The sequence below is a fragment of the Soonwooa sp. T0.1_25 genome, assembly GCF_057652215.1.
In genome coordinates, this window is sequence record NZ_JBYFBZ010000002.1 from 83,438 (window position 1) to 100,485 (window position 17,048).

18 protein-coding genes are annotated in these 17,048 nt (G+C 35.1%); 14 read left to right on the plus strand and 4 right to left on the minus strand.

Annotated features, from left to right (window positions below):
* Positions 1 to 74 precede the first annotated feature (74 nt).
* Both AC23MB_RS03510 and AC23MB_RS03515 read right to left on the minus strand, forming a co-directional pair.
* The gene (locus tag AC23MB_RS03510; RefSeq protein WP_487786520.1) at positions 75 to 1,106 is read right to left on the minus strand and encodes a threonine aldolase family protein; all 1,032 of its coding nucleotides are present in this window, start codon (positions 1,104 to 1,106) and stop codon (positions 75 to 77) included.
* A 14-nt stretch (positions 1,107 to 1,120) separates the two neighbouring features.
* Positions 1,121 to 1,936 carry a sulfurtransferase gene (locus AC23MB_RS03515; RefSeq protein WP_487786521.1) on the minus strand — a complete coding sequence of 272 codons (816 nt, stop codon included), beginning with the start codon at positions 1,934 to 1,936 and terminating at the stop codon, positions 1,121 to 1,123.
* A 141-nt stretch (positions 1,937 to 2,077) separates the two neighbouring features.
* On the opposite strand from AC23MB_RS03515, the gene AC23MB_RS03520 reads away from it, so the two are divergent.
* Together AC23MB_RS03520 and AC23MB_RS03525 are read left to right on the plus strand one after the other, a co-directional pair.
* The gene (locus tag AC23MB_RS03520) at positions 2,078 to 3,040 is read left to right on the plus strand and encodes an NAD-dependent epimerase/dehydratase family protein (protein ID WP_487786522.1); all 963 of its coding nucleotides are present in this window, start codon (positions 2,078 to 2,080) and stop codon (positions 3,038 to 3,040) included.
* A gap of 21 nt (positions 3,041 to 3,061) precedes the next feature.
* Positions 3,062 to 3,817, plus strand: a complete 756-nt coding sequence (locus AC23MB_RS03525) for a polysaccharide deacetylase family protein (RefSeq protein WP_312321746.1) — start codon at positions 3,062 to 3,064, stop codon at positions 3,815 to 3,817.
* A gap of 76 nt (positions 3,818 to 3,893) precedes the next feature.
* Here the strand turns inward: AC23MB_RS03525 and AC23MB_RS03530 are convergent, their stop codons facing one another.
* Both AC23MB_RS03530 and AC23MB_RS03535 read right to left on the minus strand, forming a co-directional pair.
* Positions 3,894 to 5,102, minus strand: a complete 1,209-nt coding sequence (locus AC23MB_RS03530; RefSeq protein WP_374330682.1) for a metallophosphoesterase — start codon at positions 5,100 to 5,102, stop codon at positions 3,894 to 3,896.
* Between the two features lie 95 nt (positions 5,103 to 5,197).
* Positions 5,198 to 6,277, minus strand: a complete 1,080-nt coding sequence (locus AC23MB_RS03535) for a 3-oxoacyl-ACP synthase III family protein (RefSeq protein ID WP_312324283.1) — start codon at positions 6,275 to 6,277, stop codon at positions 5,198 to 5,200.
* A 203-nt stretch (positions 6,278 to 6,480) separates the two neighbouring features.
* Here AC23MB_RS03535 and AC23MB_RS03540 point away from each other — a divergent pair, with 203 nt between their 5' ends.
* From AC23MB_RS03540 to trpA, 12 genes are all read left to right on the plus strand, one after another.
* Positions 6,481 to 7,053, plus strand: coding sequence for a hypothetical protein (locus tag AC23MB_RS03540; RefSeq protein WP_374330684.1), 573 nt, complete (start codon positions 6,481 to 6,483; stop codon positions 7,051 to 7,053).
* 32 nt (positions 7,054 to 7,085) lie between these two features.
* Positions 7,086 to 7,811, plus strand: coding sequence for a bifunctional demethylmenaquinone methyltransferase/2-methoxy-6-polyprenyl-1,4-benzoquinol methylase UbiE (gene ubiE / locus AC23MB_RS03545; protein ID WP_313028118.1), 726 nt, complete (start codon positions 7,086 to 7,088; stop codon positions 7,809 to 7,811).
* A 4-nt stretch (positions 7,812 to 7,815) separates the two neighbouring features.
* Positions 7,816 to 8,610: a type IX secretion/gliding motility protein PorT/SprT gene (gene porT, locus AC23MB_RS03550; RefSeq protein ID WP_487786523.1), complete on the plus strand. Its 795-nt coding sequence runs from the start codon at positions 7,816 to 7,818 to the stop codon at positions 8,608 to 8,610.
* 231 nt (positions 8,611 to 8,841) lie between these two features.
* Positions 8,842 to 10,263 (plus strand): anthranilate synthase component I family protein, encoded by a 1,422-nt coding sequence (locus AC23MB_RS03555; protein ID WP_487786524.1) that lies wholly within the window; start codon positions 8,842 to 8,844, stop codon positions 10,261 to 10,263.
* Between the two features lie 207 nt (positions 10,264 to 10,470).
* Positions 10,471 to 11,043: an anthranilate synthase component II gene (locus AC23MB_RS03560; protein ID WP_312324263.1), complete on the plus strand. Its 573-nt coding sequence runs from the start codon at positions 10,471 to 10,473 to the stop codon at positions 11,041 to 11,043.
* Positions 11,044 to 11,093: 50 nt separating this feature from the next.
* Positions 11,094 to 12,077, plus strand: coding sequence for an anthranilate phosphoribosyltransferase (gene trpD, locus AC23MB_RS03565; protein WP_312324264.1), 984 nt, complete (start codon positions 11,094 to 11,096; stop codon positions 12,075 to 12,077).
* 124 nt (positions 12,078 to 12,201) lie between these two features.
* Complete coding sequence (gene trpC / locus AC23MB_RS03570) at positions 12,202 to 12,981, plus strand: indole-3-glycerol phosphate synthase TrpC (RefSeq protein WP_374329887.1); 780 nt, start codon at positions 12,202 to 12,204, stop codon at positions 12,979 to 12,981.
* Between the two features lie 17 nt (positions 12,982 to 12,998).
* Positions 12,999 to 13,688, plus strand: a complete 690-nt coding sequence (locus AC23MB_RS03575; RefSeq protein WP_374329885.1) for a phosphoribosylanthranilate isomerase — start codon at positions 12,999 to 13,001, stop codon at positions 13,686 to 13,688.
* A 62-nt stretch (positions 13,689 to 13,750) separates the two neighbouring features.
* The gene (tnpA, locus tag AC23MB_RS03580) at positions 13,751 to 14,170 is read left to right on the plus strand and encodes an IS200/IS605 family transposase (protein WP_487786525.1); all 420 of its coding nucleotides are present in this window, start codon (positions 13,751 to 13,753) and stop codon (positions 14,168 to 14,170) included.
* Between the two features lie 159 nt (positions 14,171 to 14,329).
* Positions 14,330 to 15,517 (plus strand): tryptophan synthase subunit beta, encoded by a 1,188-nt coding sequence (gene trpB / locus AC23MB_RS03585; protein ID WP_487786526.1) that lies wholly within the window; start codon positions 14,330 to 14,332, stop codon positions 15,515 to 15,517.
* Between the two features lie 64 nt (positions 15,518 to 15,581).
* Positions 15,582 to 16,130: a DoxX family protein gene (locus AC23MB_RS03590; RefSeq protein WP_487786527.1), complete on the plus strand. Its 549-nt coding sequence runs from the start codon at positions 15,582 to 15,584 to the stop codon at positions 16,128 to 16,130.
* Complete coding sequence (gene trpA, locus AC23MB_RS03595; protein WP_487786528.1) at positions 16,130 to 16,864, plus strand: tryptophan synthase subunit alpha; 735 nt, start codon at positions 16,130 to 16,132, stop codon at positions 16,862 to 16,864. The genes AC23MB_RS03590 and trpA overlap by 1 nt, the downstream gene beginning before the upstream one ends.
* Positions 16,865 to 17,048 lie beyond the last annotated feature (184 nt).

Here is a 17,048-nt window from a genome sequence, read left to right on the forward strand (position 1 = left end):
TTGTAAATTTTGTTGAACAAAAATATCAAAAGCTTAGAAAATATTAAACTTTGAATTGCATTTTTTTCTAAAAATTAATTCAAATTGCGGATGGCTGCAACAAATTCTTCAATTGCTTCGTCCGTCGTTGCCCATGAACAAATCAAACGTATCGCTGCGAAGTCTGTATCTATTTCTTTCCAAACATAAAAATCAAATTGGGTTTGCAAAACTTCAATATCTTCCTTTTTAAGAATCGGAAATATTTGATTACTCGACGAATCTGTCAAAAATTCTGTCCCAACTTCAACAAAAGCATTTTTAAGTTTTTGAGTTTGGTGATTCGCATGTTCTCCAAGTTTTAAATACAAATCGTCTTTCAACAATTCTAAAAACTGAATGCCCAACAATCGTCCTTTTGCCAACATCGCACCTTTTTGTTTGATGAAATATGGAAAATCTTCACACAATTTTTCGTCATTAAAAATAATAGCTTCACCGATTAACGCTCCATTTTTTGTTCCACCAAAATAAAAAACATCCGAATTTTTAGCGATAATTTCTAAACTTAAGTCCGCTTCAGGAATCGCAATCGCCTGAGATAATCTTGCGCCATCAACAAAAAACAAAAGATTTTTTGACTGACAAAATCGATATAAATCTTCCAATTCAGATTTGGAATAATGTGATCCGACTTCTGTCGTGTTTGATATATAAACCAATTTTGGACGGACTTGATGCGGAATATTTTGATGTGTGTCCAATACTTTTTGGATCGCATCTGTCGTTATTTTTCCATTGTCAGTTGGTATCAAATTAATCTTATGACCAACTGCTTCGATAGCGCCAGTTTCGTTGGATTCGATGTGACCAGTTTGCGCCGCGATAACGCTTTCAAAAGGTTTTAACAAAGAAGAAATCACCAACAGATTAGCTTGTGTCCCACCACTTACAAAAAAAATACCTGCTTTTTCATTTTTAATTTTTGATCGAAAAATAGCAGCAGCTTGCTTGCAATAATCGTCATGTCCGTAACCCAATTGCTGCATCGAATTAGTATCCACCAAAGCTTGCAAAATATTAGGATGACAAGCTTCTGTATAATCATTTTTAAAAGAATATTTCATTTAGAATCAATCAATTATATTTTACTTCGAGACCATTCGCTCCAAGAACCAACATAAAGATTTGGTATCTCGTAACCAGCTTCATTCATCGCCAACAAGGTGTGACAAGCCGTTACACCAGAACCGCAGTGCACAATAATTTGATTTTTAGAATGTTGATTAAAAATTTCCTCATATTTTTTATGAAGTTCTTCTGGCGTTTTGAAGTTTCCATTATCGTTAAGATTCTCAGCAAACGGAATATTAATCGCATTCGGAATATGGCCAGCAACCAAATCGATTGGTTCAGTAATCCCCGCATATCTTTGGTTTTCGCGAACATCAATAATCACAAAACCGTTGTCTTGTGTTGCCTTTTCAACGTCCTCAATTTTTATAGTTGGTAAAATCCAATCAGAACTTGGATAATTTTCTTTTTCATATTTAAAATCTCCTGATTCTATTTCAATATTGTTGGCTTTTGCAGATTGAAGTCCGCCATCCAAAACTTGTACTTTCTCGTGACCAAGTGCTTTTAGCATCCACCAAAACCTCGCCGCAGCATTGCCCCCATTTTTATCATCATATATCACAACATGCGAATTGGGATTTACTCCTAGATTCCCTAAAGTGTCCGCAAATTTTTCTGAGCTCGGCAATGGATGTCGTCCACCATTTTTGAAATCACCAATCTCCGCCAAATCAGTATCCAAACTTACATAAGCTGCATTTTTGAGATGCTCATTTTTGTAATTTTCAACAGCATTTGATCCTGTTCTCACATCATAAATTCGAATGTCAGGATTGTTTTTTATTTTAATAAAATCTTGAAGTCTCAGGATAGGTTTCATTTTTAAAATTTTAATGAAACTAAGGTACTTAATAATTCTTGGGAATCGCATATTTATCATTATAAAATCGTGGATAATTTCGATTAAAAATTTCGGTGAGCAGTTATTTTTCTTTAGTTTTGTATAACATAAAAAGTAATTATGAGTAGCCCTACAGAACGCATTCTTGTGACTGGTGCTTTGGGACAAATCGGCACCGAATTAACATTAAAATTAGTTGAACTTTACGGTAAAGAAAATGTGTTTGCATCTGGCCTTGACAAGTGGAAAGAAGGCATTACAGAAGTTGGACATTACGAAAGATTGGACGTTAGCAACTTTGACGCGATGACCACCTTTATCAAAGAACATAATATAACAACAGTTTATCATTTGGCTTCCCTACTTTCTGGGACGTCGGAAAAGCAACCTCTTTTCGCTTGGAAGCTTAATCTAGAGCCACTTCTTCATCTTTGTGAATTGGCAAAACAAGGTGTAATTAGTAAAATATTTTGGCCAAGTTCTATCGCTGTTTTCGGAAAAGGACTTCCTAAAGAAAATGTTGGACAAGAAGTCGTACTTAACCCGTCAACAGTCTACGGAATCTCAAAAATGGCGGGTGAAAAATGGTGCGAATATTATTTTGATAAATATGGTGTTGATGTGAGAAGTATCCGTTATCCTGGTCTTATCTCTTGGAAAGCGCCTGCTGGTGGAGGAACAACAGATTATGCAGTAGAGATTTTTTATGAAGCTGTAGAAAATGGTAACTACACAAGCTTCATCAAAGAAGATACAAAAATGCCAATGTTGTACATGGATGACGCCATTAATGCAACGATTAAATTGATGACTGCGCCAAAAGATGATGTGAAAGTTAGAACGTCTTACAATCTTGGAGGCATGAGCTTTAATCCTAAAGAATTGGCTGAAGAAATCACAAAAATCATTCCTAATTTCACGATTAAATATGAGCCAGATTTCCGTCAAGCGATTGCTGACTCTTGGCCAGCAAGCATTGACGATTCTGTTGCAAAACAAGATTGGGGACTTAGCTACGATTTTGATATCAAAAAAATGTCGGAAGACATGATTAAAAATCTAAAAATAAAATTGGCTAAATAGTCATAAAAATATGTTCTGGAGATGCTGTTATTGAGTTTCAATCTTACAATTCCTTTTGGAGAAGATCGCGCGGATCCGAATTTGGACGACGAAACTTTGATAGCATCTTTGGAACAAAACCTTGAGATTATTCTTCAAAATCTTGAGATCTATTCCATTTTAGTGACTTTTTTTGTCGAAGTTAAAATAGCTGAACGACTTAGCAAAACTTTAAAAAAGTTAGTTTCTGCAGGTCACGAAGTCGCCTTGTACAACATTTCGTCCTCCGTTGCAGATATCGAAATTGTCAAAAATAATCTCGAAGATCAGCTTCAAAAAAGTGTCCGTGGACTTCGCCAAAAATTATTACGACTTCCCAATAAAGATATTAAAAACCTAGGTTTTTCTTACGTTTCGGATATTGAGCATTCTAATATTGGTTTCGTTTTTCGTCGTTTAAAAAAGGAAAAAACGCAGCTTTATTATGATGATAATCTTGTGATTGTCCCAGAAAGTTTATCGCCTTATTCTCAGTTGCCCTTCAATGATTATGTTTTCCAGATGACGCCTTTGCAGTTTTATGAAAACATGATTTTGGAAACGCTTCAAAACGAAGATTACGTCCAAGTCTACATGAATGCTTGGCAGTTTTATGAAAAGGAAAATTTGCCTTATAAGTTTCCGTTTTATAAAAAATATAATCTTGGAAAAAAATTTGAGGACAAACTTATCGCTTTCTTAGAATTTGTTACCGAAAAAGAAATCGCAACGTCGAGAATGAAGGATTATTTATTTTAAAATTTTGATTAACTAGAATAAAAAAACCTTTCAAAGTTTGAAACTCTGAAAGGCTTCTATATATTTAAAATAAGTTTTAACTCAATTCAAATAAGGTAATTTCCGGTAAAATCCCTACTCTTCCCGAATAACCAATGACGCCAAAACCTCGATTAACGTAGAGATAGCGATCGTTACTTTCATAAAGATCCATCCATTTTTTATACTTATATTCTACTGGCGACCATTTCACATTTTTGAGATCAACCCCAAATTGCATCCCATGTGTGTGCCCAGACAATGTCAAGTGCACAAAATTAGGATGATTTTTAACTACATAATCAAAATGCGTTGGATCGTGCGACATCAAAATTTTAACAGAATCTGTTGGCACATTTTGTAAAGCTTTATCAAGATCTCCGTATTGTGGAAAAGGTTTTTCGCCCCAGTTTTCGACACCGAGTAGGTAGATTTTTTCACCATTTCTATCGATGCTAAGATTTTCGTTTCGCAACATTCTAAAGCCAGCTTCTTTTTGAAATTTAATTAGATTCGGAACATTTTGACGCTCTTCTTCTTTAGAATTAAATTTTCCATACATGCCGTAATCGTGATTACCTAACACCGAAAATTTTCCATCTTTCGCCTGAATAGATTTAAACAAATTAATGAACGGCTGGAATTCTTCCGCATAATTATTCACCATATCACCCGTAAAAAGGACTAAATCTGGTTTTTGTTGATTAATTAAATCGATCGCATGTTGCAATTTTGCGGGCTCTTGGAAAGTTCCGCTGTGGACATCTGAGATTTGTACAATTTTGTAACCTTTAAAACTTTCGGGAAGACCTTTCAATTTTAATTTCACTTTACGAACGCGATGACGGTATTTTCCGAAAATCATTCCATCCAAAAACGCGTAAGACATCAATCCTGCAACACCCAAACCTACCAAACTTACAAACTTCCTCCTGCTCGGCATATGCGCAGAACTGGTTGAAGAAAGCGCCTGAAATCCATACCTTGACAATCTAACGATATCTTCTATTAATAAGAAAACAAAGGTTAAAAGTTTGGGCATTACAAACACCAAAATAAGTCCCATAATAATGTTGACCCGCATTGGATTACGAACGGTACGATCGAATTGGGTAACCAAATATATCAAAATTGCATAGATAGCAATGGTGATCACCCAATATGCGCCGCGCGCCCAAGGCTGACTAACGACAGTGCGAACAGCTTGGTAAATATAAAATTCTATGAGAATAAAGAAAACTATTATTCCCAAAATATTTTTCATCATTTAAAAACAATTTAAAAAAATGTGCAAAAAGAAAAAGCACAAAGTAAACCAAATTGTTACTTTGTGCCTTTTTGACTTATTTTTATTTAAATAAATTAAATTTTATCAGCTGGAAAACGATATACCACGCAATTGATATTCATCCCAGCGCCAACAGAAGTGAAAATAATGTAACTTCCAGGTTTGAAACTTTGTCCTTCCATTTTGCCCTTTCTGATCAAATCAAACATCGTCGGAATTGTTGCTACCGAAGAGTTTCCGAACTTCTGAATCGTCATTGGCGAAATCGCATGATCATAATCTTTAATCCCATAAAGCTTGAACAATCTCGAAATCATTGCATAATCCATTTTCGCATTCGCTTGGTGAATTAAGATTTTATCAATGTCCGAAATATCTAAGTTAGCTTTATCGATCGTTGCTTTTATTGCATCAGGAACATTTTTAAGAGCATATTCGTAAATTTTGCGACCACGCATTCTGATGTATAAGCGCTTCTCTTTATCTTCTAAATTTAATGATGGTCCATTTTCCAGATAACATAATTCTTCGCCATTATCACAAATTGTAGAATCTGCGATGATCCCAACATTTTCTTCGTCTGTTGTTGTCACGACAACCGCACCAGCGCCATCTGCAAAGATTAATTTGTTTCGGTCATAGTTATCTGTAACGCGGCTCAAAGTTTCGCCACCCACAACCAAAATATTTTTTGCACGACCAGATTTTAGTAGAACATCAGCCAAAATCAAAGCTTCTACCCAACCTGGACAACCGAAAATCATATCATAATTGATACATTTTCTGTTTTTGATGCCCAATTTATTTTTTAATCTAGCCGCTAAAGAAGGCATGAAATTCGGAATTCCTCTTTCATCAACTTCACCAAAATTAGTTGCGTAGATAATGTAATCAATTTCTTCTTTATCAATACCCGCATCATCAATCGCTTGTAAAGAAGCGCGAAGTCCCAAATCCGAGTTATAGTCACCTGCACTGATGTAACGTCTTTCTTCAATTTCTGTAATTTCTACAAATTTTTGAATGATTTCATCATTTGGTTTATCAATTTTTTCGTTGTTTTCGTCAAAAAAAACTGAGTCCATGAAGTGAGAACCGGTGATAACATTCTCTGGGATATAACATCCAGAGCCTATAATAACTGTATTTGGCATTGAAGATTTTTGAATAATTAAAAGAACAAAATTACATATTTTTTTGAATAAGAAGTCGAGATTTCTTAGAAAAGCTATGCACAATCACAGAGAAGTATCTACAACTATAAGTAATACGAAATTTATCATCTAAATTTCTTACAAATTATTACTAAATTTGCGCATTGTCTTTTTGAAAACTAATCAACAAGATAAATTTTAAAATGTTAAAGAACAACCCATCGTTAAAGGGGCTTTTGTTTGCTATTTTGGCAGCAATTGCGGCTTTTGCAACTTATTTTATATTTCTAGCAAAACAAAATTATTATTTGGTGGATAATCCAACACCAGACACTTATTTCTTTAGTGTTAATAATGGCGAACAAAAGATTTTATCATCTGGTCAATATCTAAAGGTTGACCTTAATAAAGGAAAAAATAGCATCAAAGTTTTTGACCAAAACAAAAAAATGCTGTATGATTCTGCTTTTGATGTAAAGAACCAACGAGGACTAATCAATATTGCGCATAAAGATTACTATGTTTTCAAACAGTTTTATGGTTACTTCCGTGATAAAGATTCTTTGATTATGGCACAAGGAAGTATTAACATCGATGGTAAACCTTTTCTTGGAAACATCAAAAAAGAGAACAAATTGTATTGCGAAGATTTCTATTTTAATATCGATGAAGATTATAACAAAGTCATCAAAAATATTGACAAGGTAGAAAGCCGCACCAAAATCTTTAGAAAACAAGATTTTATTAATTATTACAACGAAAACTATAAGTTTTAATCAAATTTCACGTTTAATTATATATTTTTATTTTGGATCATAATAAAGTAACACCATATAACAGCGGTAACAGCAAAAAAAGTCAAGTCGAAGACATGTTCGACAACATAGCACCAAAGTATGACCTTCTTAATCATGTTTTATCAATGAAGATTGATGTGCTTTGGAGAAATACTTTGGTTAAATGGTTAAATAAAGACCAACCAAAAAGTGTTTTGGATGTTGCAACAGGAACGGGAGATCTTGCTATTGCAGTGCAAAAAGGTACACAAGCGCAAGTTACAGGACTTGACCTTTCTCAACAAATGTTGAATGTTGGTATCGAAAAGGTGAAAAAGCAGAACCTGTTGGACAAAATAACGATGATTAAAGGCGATGCAGAACATCTACCTTTTGAGGACAATCATTTTGATGCGGTGACAGTAGCTTTTGGTGTTCGTAATTTTGAAAATCTTGAAAAAGGTTTAGCCGAATTAAAAAGAGTTGTGAAAAATAACAAAAGTGTTTATATATTAGAGTTTTCAAAAGTTGAAGGACTTATGGGACCACTTTATATGTTTTATTTCAAAAACATTTTGCCAGCAATTGGCAAGTTGGTATCCAAAGATAACAGGGCTTACACCTATTTGCCAGACTCGGTTAATGCCTTCCCTTTTGGCGAAAAAATGAAAAATATATTGTTGCAAACAGGCTTTTCTAATGTAGAATATAAAAAACTAAGCTTAGGTATTGCAACTATTTATAAAGCCACAAAATAGTAGGATGATAAAACTGAAACTAAAACATCTTGTAGTATTCGGACTCTTGTGCAGCTTCTCAGCTAATGCACAATTGACGGATATTTTCAGGAAAAAAGATAGATTAGATAACCTAGAAGATTTTGACACACAAAAATTCAGTTGGGGATTTTATCTTGCCGCGAATAATTTTGATTCAAAACTAGTTTTGGATCCGTATTACGGGATGAATGGTCAGCAAAGTCTTATCACCTCAAAACCTGGCTATAGCTTTGGTGCAGGACTTATAGGGAAGATGCGTCTTAACGAATATTTAGATCTTCGTATGGAACCTGGACTTCATTTTACTGAGAGAGAATATACTTTTAATACGCAAAGTAATGATAAATATTCAGGTGGTACTACACAATTTCCAGCTTTTACACCAATCAGTTTAACAGATATCGACAAGGTAAAAAGAGTAAAATCGACCTACCTTGACATTCCAATTATGTTAGAAATCCACGGTGACAGATGGTACAATACACGTCCTTACGCCGCTGGTGGTGTCAATTATTTGATGAATTTACAATCCAACGAAACCAGTACAGAAGATAATTCTCGAAATATTTTCCGTTCTACAACGCACAATTTTGGTTGGACCGCGGAGATCGGAATGCAGATCTACTTCAGCCGTTTCAAACTGACGCCAGCTATTCGTGGAACATTCTTTATGAACAACGAAATTGTTGCCGACAATCCAGAAACTGCACCTTATTGGGCAGCTGGTATTTCAACAATGCAAACACATGCTTTTATGTTTGTTCTTAAATTTGAATAAAAAATTTCTTAAAACTATTGTTTTATTAAAAAAAAAAATTACATTTGCCTTATGAATTTATCATTAAACAAAAACTGGTGGTGGTCTCAAAATCTTGGTCAAGGTCTTGAAGCCATTCGGCTTTTTGTATAGTGTAGAAATAAAATATTAAATCACAAAGACTTTGACGAATCCGTTAAAGTCTTTTTTTGTGGGATTTTGCGGCTTGGTCAAACTAAAAACATTATTAAAATGAACATCAAACGCAATATCCAAATCAAAACATCGGTTAAATCTAAACTAGCTGATTTGTTTACACCAATCGGAATTTATCTAAGACTTCGAGATCAGTTTCGTGATACCATTCTATTAGAAAGTGCTGGTAATCAAAATAATGACAGAAACTATTCTTTCATTTGCATTAATGCTATCGCTGGTATCGAAATCAGAAATTACAACGAAGCCGAACTGAAATTTCCTTTGGAAAATCCCTTCAAAGTCCAACTAACAAACGAAAAACTAACAGAAATACTTCAAGACTTTTCTCAAAGTTTTAACTGTGAAAAGCCAAATCATGACATCGGAACCCAAGCCCAAGGACTTTTTGGATATACGAGTTATGACGCCATTCCCTTCTTTGAAAATATTAAGTTTAAAGAAAAAAGTTACGAAACCAAAATCCCACTTCTTCGTTACAGATTGTACCAATATGTCATCGCAATTAACCACCACAACGACGAAATGTACGTTATCGAAAATAAAATCGATGGTTTAAAATCTGAAATTTCTTTAGTCGAAAATATCATCAATCAGAAAAATGCGCCAATTTATCCTTTTGAAAAAATAGGTGAAGAAGCTTCAAATCTTACCGATCAAGACTATCTAGATTTGGTAGAACTTGCCAAGAAACACAGTTTCCGTGGCGATGTTTTTCAATTGGTGTTAAGTAGAAGATTTGAGCAGCAATTTCGCGGTGACGAATTCAATGTTTATCGAGCATTGCGGAATATTAATCCGTCGCCTTACTTATTTTTCTTCGACTATGGCGATTACAAATTAATGGGTTCGAGTCCGGAAAGTCAATTGATCATCAAAGATGGAAAAGCCATTATTCATCCTATTGCTGGGACTTTCAAACGAACAGGAAATGTAGAAACAGATCTACAATCGGCGGAAGACCTTAAAAAAGACCCGAAAGAAAATGCAGAACACACAATGTTGGTGGACTTGGCGCGCAATGATTTAAGTATTCATGGGAAAAACACAACAGTTTCAAAACTCAAAGAAATTCATTTCTTTTCGCATGTCATTCACATGGTTTCGGAAGTTGTTGCCGATGTTTCAGAAAATCAAAATCCTTACGAAATGATTGCAACGACCTTTCCACAAGGCACTTTGAGTGGCGCACCCAAATATCGCGCGATGCAATTAATTGACGATTACGAAAAGACTTCGCGTAGTTTTTATGCAGGTTGCATTGGTTTTGTTGGTTTCGATGGGAGTTGCAATCAAGCGATTATGATACGTACTTTTTTGAGCAAAGACAACCGACTGTATTATCAAGCTGGTGCTGGTTTGGTGGCAAAATCAATCCCAGAAAATGAACTCCAAGAAGTCAATAATAAATTAGGAGCACTCAAAAAAGCGATTTCCAAAGCTGAAAAAATGCATTAATTTTTGGGCAGCATTTCCGCCTTCCGCTCCCACTCTTTTTTTGCCAAAGCTTTTGCAATTCAAAAAAGGAGTTCCGCTCAAGTCGGGCTGCAATTCAAGGATAATAATAAATCATCAAAAAACAAAAAAGTCCCAAAGGGACGGTATAACAAAGAATAGAATGAATCCTATTTATTTTGATATAATTTATTACTAAAAAATAAAAACATGAAAAACAAAATATTAGTCTTCGACAACTACGACAGTTTTACATACAACCTTGTACAGATCATTGAGAAAATCGCAGGTCACGAAGTTGACGTTTTTAGAAACGATGAAATTACTAATGAAGAAATTCAGAAGTATGATAAAATCATCCTCTCTCCCGGCCCCGGAATCCCATCTGAGGCAGGAATACTTTTAGAAGTCATCAAAACCTATGCGCCCACCAAATCCATTTTCGGCGTTTGCCTTGGTCAACAAGCGATTGCAGAAGCTTTTGGTGGAAGTTTAATCAACCTTTCCGAGATTTATCATGGCGTTGCAACCACGGCAACTCAAACTAAAAAACATTCGCTTTTCAAGAATTTACCAGAGAATTTAGAAGTTGGGAGATATCATTCTTGGGCAGTTAATCCTCAAGCATTTCCAGAAGAATTAGAAATCACTTCAGTTGATGAAAAAGGTATGATTATGAGTCTTAAACACAAAACTTATGACGTCCATGCCGTACAATATCATCCAGAAAGTATTTTAACACCGCACGGAAAACAAATCCTCGAAAATTTTTTAAATTTTTAGCTTTTAAAACCCAAGCACCGACAACCGACAACTAAAAACCCAACCAGATTATGAAACAAATATTAGAATATCTTTTCAATCATCAGACGCTTTCAAAATCCGAAGCCAAAGCTATTTTGACAGAAATCTCGATGAACAAATTCAATGACAGCGAGGTCACAGCTTTCATCACGGTTTTCATGATGCGCAGCATTACTTTGGACGAGTTTGATGGATTTCGCAAGGCGTTATTGGAATTGTGCACCAAAATTGACCTTGGCGCAGACGATGTTGTAGATATTGTCGGGACAGGCGGCGACGGAAAAGACACGTTTAACATTTCCACTTTGGCGAGTTTCGTTGTTGCAGGCGCTGGTCAAAAAGTTGCAAAACATGGTAATTATGCAGCATCTTCGGTTAGCGGTTCATCCAATGTTTTAGAAGAATTGGGTTACAAATTCAAGTCGACTCAGACAGATTTACAACAAGATTTAGAAAAAGCCAATATTTGTTTTTTGCACGCGCCTTTGTTTCATCCTGCGTTAAAGACTGTGGCGCCACTTCGCAAACAATTGGGTTTGAAGACATTTTTCAATTTGATGGGACCTTTGGTCAATCCTGCACAGCCAAAATATTCGATGATTGGCGTTGCAAATCTGGAGATTGCAAGGATTTATCAATATTTACTTCAAAAAGAAAACAAGAATTTCATGTTGGTTAATGCCTTGGACGGCTATGATGAAATCTCACTAACTGCTGATTCCAAGATATTTACACAACAAGGCGAAAAGATTTTTTCTGCGCAAGATTTAGGTTTCGAAAATCTAAAACCAAGAGAAATTTTCGGTGGAAAAACTAAAGCTGAAGCAGCCAAAATCTTCATGTCAGTTTTACAAGGCGAAGCGACAGAAGCTCAAAATAAGGTTGTCTGTGTCAATGCTGCAATGGCTTTGTTAAACACCGAAAAGTATGGTAATTATTCGGATTGTTTGGCTTTAGCAAGCGAAAGTTTAACCTCAAAAAAGGCGCTTAAAGCCTTTCAAAATTTAATTTAATATTTGGGCGTCTTTTCCGCCTTCCGTTCCCACTCTTTTTTGCGAAAGCTTTTGCCATGCAAAAAAAGGAGTTCCACTTAAGTCGGGACGCAGATTCTACAACAATAGAAAATTAAGTAACAAAATGACAATTTTAGATAAAATCATAGAACGTAAAATGCAAGAACTGGAAGTTTCAAAAACGAAAGTCAGCCTTCAACAATTAAAAGACTCCGAGTTTTTTAACAGAGAAACTATTTCCTTAAAAAACACTTTAAAATCAAAATCTGGCATCATTGCAGAATTCAAAAGACAATCACCAAGCAAAGGTATTATCAACAATCAATTTTCGTCTTTGGAAGTTGTTACAGCTTACGAAAAATTTGGAGCAAGCGCGGTTTCTATTTTGACAGATTCAGATTTTTTCGGCGGAAATTTTGAGGATATTATTTCTGTCAGAAATCATATTAACATTCCGATTTTGCGTAAGGATTTTATGATAGATTCTTATCAATTTTATGAAGCCAAAGCAATCGGCGCTGATGTCGTTTTGTTGATTGCAGCTTGCCTTTCTCCAAATCAAGTTTCAGAATTTACAGATTTAGCACATCAACTTAATCTTGAAGTTTTATTGGAAATCCATTCAGAAAAAGAACTAAAACACATTAACAACAACATCGACTTTGTCGGCATCAACAACCGAAATCTCAAAGATTTCAAAGTCGATTTACAAAATTCGGTTAATCTCAAAAATCAATTACCGAAAGACATTTTATCCATTGCTGAAAGCGGAATTTACAATGAAGAAGATTTTAGATTTTTAAAAGAAAAAGGCTTTGATGGATTTTTGATGGGCGAATATTTTATGAAATCTGACAACCCGAGAAACAAATTTGAAGAATTTGTAACTAATGTATCAAAATAGAAATATATCAACCGACAATGCAATCTCAAATCTCAAATCTCGAATCTCAAATCCAATTGAAAGTCTGCGGATTGACAAAGCTTTACCAAATCCAAGACTTGGTTGCGATGGATGTTGATTTTTTGGGATTTATCTTTTATGAAAAGTCGCCGCGATATGCGTTAGATTATTTAAGTGTAAAGCAAATTTCAAAAATCAATCATAAAGTAAAAGTCGGCGTTTTTGTAAACGAAACCATAGAAAACATTCTCGAAATAACAGAAAAAGCAAAACTCAATTATATTCAACTGCACGGCGACGAACACGAAAATTTTATTTATGAATTAAAACAAAAACTGTCTAAAGATGTCCAAATCATCAAAGTTATTCGAGTTGGAAATGACATTTCGGAAGTCAAAAACAAACTAGCGAAAATCTTAAATCTCGAATCTCAAATTTCAAATTTATTATTTGATACGGATTCCAAAGCTTTTGGCGGGACAGGAAAATCATTTGATTGGTCAATGTTAAACGAATTAGAAATTCCTTTGCCTTATTTTTTGAGTGGCGGCATTTCAGAAGATAATTTCCAACAATTAACAAGTTTAAAACAAAAACCTATTGCCTTTGACATCAATTCAAAATTCGAAATCGAAGCTGGTAATAAGGATATTGAAAAAATAAAAAATTTTATAACACAAATAAAAAGTCGCAAAGGGACGAGTTAGATCAGAATCGGATAAAATCCGATTTATAGAATTCAATTTTTCGAAAAAAATAAAATAGAATTATGTCACAGTTATTAGTCAAAAATTATGTTCACATCATTTTTAGCACAAAGAATCGTGTCGACTTTATTGACGAAGCAATAGAAAATGAATTGTTTTCGTATATAACCAGCCTTAACAAAGATTCCGAAAGTCAAGCTTTACAAATTGGTGGCACAGACAATCATCTACATATTTTATGTTTATTATCACTAAAAATTGCTTTGATAAAGCTTGTTCAAGAAGTAAAAGCGCATTCTTCTAAATGGATAAAAACGAAAGCCGAAAAATATGAAAACTTCTTTTGGCAAGATGGTTACGGTGCATTTTCAGTAAGTCCAACTAATGTAAATACAATCATCAATTATATTAAAAACCAACGGGAACATCATAAAGAATTTGGATCCAAAACCGAAATCCTAAATTATTATAAAAAATATTAAATCGAATACGACGAAAAATACCTTTGGAACTAAAAAACTAAAACTCTATAAAGATAGGAATAGCTTCCTATCCTTTGCTAAATCGTTCCTTCGGAACTCTTTTCAAATAAAAAATAATATTAAAAACATATAACTCTTTTAAATAAAAAAAATTATAAAATGAACTACAAAAACCCAGATAACAATGGCTATTACGGCGAATTCGGAGGTACATTTATTCCTGAAATGTTGTACCCGAATGTCAAAGAATTGCAAGAACAATATTTAGAAATCATCGACTCAGAAGATTTTCAAAACGAATATCAGGAGCTTCTTAAAAATTATGTTGGACGTGCAACATCGCTTTATTTTTCGAAAAATTTAAGCAAGAAATATCACACCAACATTTATTTAAAACGCGAAGATCTCAACCATACCGGCGCTCACAAAATCAACAATGCACTTGGCCAAGCTTTGCTAGCAAAAAAGCTAGGTAAGCACCGTATTATTGCAGAAACTGGCGCTGGCCAACATGGCGTGGCAACCGCGACAGCTTGCGCACTTCTTGGGCTCGAATGTATCGTGTATATGGGCGAAATCGATATACAACGTCAGGCGCCCAATGTTGCTAGAATGAAAATGCTTGGCGCAAAAGTTGTGCCCGCAACTTCGGGTTCCAAAACTCTTAAAGACGCTGTCAACGAGGCTTTGCGAGATTGGATCAACAATCCAACGACCACACATTACATCATTGGTAGCGTTGTTGGACCGCATCCTTTTCCCGATTTGGTGGCGCGATTCCAAAGTGTGATTTCAAAAGAAATTAAAGAGCAACTTCACGAACAAACCGGTCGCAAAAATCCCGATTATGTTATCGCTTGTGTTGGCGGCGGAAGCAATGCAGCGGGGACTTTTTACCATTTTGTAAACGAACCCAAAGTCAAAATTATTGCTGCCGAAGCTGGCGGTTTGGGCGTCGATTCGGGGAAGTCGGCGGCAACCACTTTTCTTGGGACTTTGGGCGTTATGCACGGCAGCCAAAGTTTGGTGATGCAGACTGAAGATGGCCAAGTTATCGAGCCATATTCAATTTCTGCCGGTCTGGATTATCCAGGGATTGGACCGATGCACGCTAATCTCTTCAAAGAAAAACGCGCAGAATTTTTCAGTATCAAGGATGATGAAGCGCTGAAATCAGCTTTCGATTTGACCAAGCTCGACGGCATTATTCCAGCGCTCGAAAGTGCCCATGCGTTGGCGGTTTTGGATAAGAAAAATTTCGAAAAAGATGATGTGGTCGTGATTTGTTTGTCCGGACGTGGCGATAAAGACATGGAAACCTATCTTTCTGTACTTAGTACGATGTAAAATGTACATAATATTAAACTAAAAAAATAATACAATTTACGTTGTACTTTTTACAATTAAATATATGAAACAACTCAAAATAACAAAAGAAGAAATACTCAACATCTTCGAATGGATTTCTGTAATTATTGTAGCGATTTACATGATTGGATATGGCGTTGGAAAACCTTTACAATTTGGAGACATTTCTAGTTATACAAAACTAGTTAATAAGCTAGATCCTATGGCGTTGATGTGGGCTTTTTATTCCTATTCAAAACCTTATGTTATAATAATTGGCTTCTTCGAAATTTTGGGTGCACTTCTTTTAGTAATCCCAAGAACACGACTAGTTGGAGGCTTGGTATTGACAACTATTTTGACAAACATCATTTTGCAAGATTACTTTTTCGGAGTTCTCCAAGGCGCTTTAGCCAACGCTATTTTTTATCAATTGGTTATTTTATTTGTTTTTTATAGACATAGACACAAAATTATTAAAGCTTACATAGCCTTGGAAGGCAGATTCACTTTCAAATTTAGATGGATTTATATTCCTGTTGCGGTCGTTGTCGTACTGATTAACGAAGTCATTATGTACGCAATTAATCAACTATTAACACTTATTTTATAATGAAAAAATTAAACATATACTTTACAGCAGGCGTTCCTAATCTTATTGATACGGGGAAAATTGCTCAACTTATCCAAGATTCTGGAGCAGATATGATGGAAATAGGTATTCCTTATTCGGATCCTGTTGCAGATGGACCTGTTATCCAAGATGCCCACATTTTGGCTTTAAAAAACGGAATGACTATCGCGAAATTGTTCGAACAACTTTTAGAAATAAAAGATTCTGTTACGATTCCAAAAGTTTTGATGGGCTACATTAATCCAGTTTTGCAATTTGGTTTTGAGAATTTTTGCAAAAAATGTCAGGAAATAGGCGTTTCGGGATTAATAATTCCAGATTTGCCAGCTTTCGAATTTGAGAAACAATACGGCGAGATCTTAAAAAAATATGATATTAATTTTAGTTTTTTGGTGACACCCGAAACTTCGGAAGAGCGCATCAAATATTTGGATTTGTTGAGTTCTGGATTTTTGTACGCCGTAAGTTCATCTTCGACAACAGGAAATGCCAACGCAACTTTGAAGAATGATGGTTATCTGAGTCGACTTGCTTCGCTCAATCTTAAAAATCCTGTTTATGTAGGATTCGGAATTAAAAACAAACAGGATTTTGAATCGGTGACCGAAAAAGCACAAGGCGGCATCATCGGAACTGCTTTCGTGAAAATCCTCCTCGAAAATAAAAATTGGGAATCGGAAGCTTTCAACTTTGTGAAGTCGGTCATAGCCTGAGTTTAAGATTAGAAAATTATCGTCAGTTAGAATAGATTTTGAAAAAACCGTATCGAGAACTTTGTTCAAAATAGTTCTCGATACGATTCGCTACTCGAACTGACGCCTTGGTAGAGAAAATATCTTTCCTGAACCAATGATCATAGAACAGTAAATCCCCTAGCCCTGATTGACACGGCATCCT

Coding starts and splice junctions, on each gene's coding strand:
- AC23MB_RS03510 (WP_487786520.1), bottom strand. CDS start 1,106: ATGAAATATTCTTTTAAAAATGATTATACAGAAGCTTGTCATCCTAAT.
- AC23MB_RS03515 (WP_487786521.1), bottom strand. CDS start 1,936: ATGAAACCTATCCTGAGACTTCAAGATTTTATTAAAATAAAAAACAAT.
- AC23MB_RS03520 (WP_487786522.1), top strand. CDS start 2,078: ATGAGTAGCCCTACAGAACGCATTCTTGTGACTGGTGCTTTGGGACAA.
- AC23MB_RS03525 (WP_312321746.1), top strand. CDS start 3,062: ATGCTGTTATTGAGTTTCAATCTTACAATTCCTTTTGGAGAAGATCGC.
- AC23MB_RS03530 (WP_374330682.1), bottom strand. CDS start 5,102: ATGATGAAAAATATTTTGGGAATAATAGTTTTCTTTATTCTCATAGAA.
- AC23MB_RS03535 (WP_312324283.1), bottom strand. CDS start 6,277: ATGCCAAATACAGTTATTATAGGCTCTGGATGTTATATCCCAGAGAAT.
- AC23MB_RS03540 (WP_374330684.1), top strand. CDS start 6,481: ATGTTAAAGAACAACCCATCGTTAAAGGGGCTTTTGTTTGCTATTTTG.
- porT (WP_487786523.1), top strand. CDS start 7,816: ATGATAAAACTGAAACTAAAACATCTTGTAGTATTCGGACTCTTGTGC.
- AC23MB_RS03555 (WP_487786524.1), top strand. CDS start 8,842: ATGAACATCAAACGCAATATCCAAATCAAAACATCGGTTAAATCTAAA.
- AC23MB_RS03560 (WP_312324263.1), top strand. CDS start 10,471: ATGAAAAACAAAATATTAGTCTTCGACAACTACGACAGTTTTACATAC.
- trpD (WP_312324264.1), top strand. CDS start 11,094: ATGAAACAAATATTAGAATATCTTTTCAATCATCAGACGCTTTCAAAA.
- trpC (WP_374329887.1), top strand. CDS start 12,202: ATGACAATTTTAGATAAAATCATAGAACGTAAAATGCAAGAACTGGAA.
- AC23MB_RS03575 (WP_374329885.1), top strand. CDS start 12,999: ATGCAATCTCAAATCTCAAATCTCGAATCTCAAATCCAATTGAAAGTC.
- tnpA (WP_487786525.1), top strand. CDS start 13,751: ATGTCACAGTTATTAGTCAAAAATTATGTTCACATCATTTTTAGCACA.
- trpB (WP_487786526.1), top strand. CDS start 14,330: ATGAACTACAAAAACCCAGATAACAATGGCTATTACGGCGAATTCGGA.
- AC23MB_RS03590 (WP_487786527.1), top strand. CDS start 15,582: ATGAAACAACTCAAAATAACAAAAGAAGAAATACTCAACATCTTCGAA.
- trpA (WP_487786528.1), top strand. CDS start 16,130: ATGAAAAAATTAAACATATACTTTACAGCAGGCGTTCCTAATCTTATT.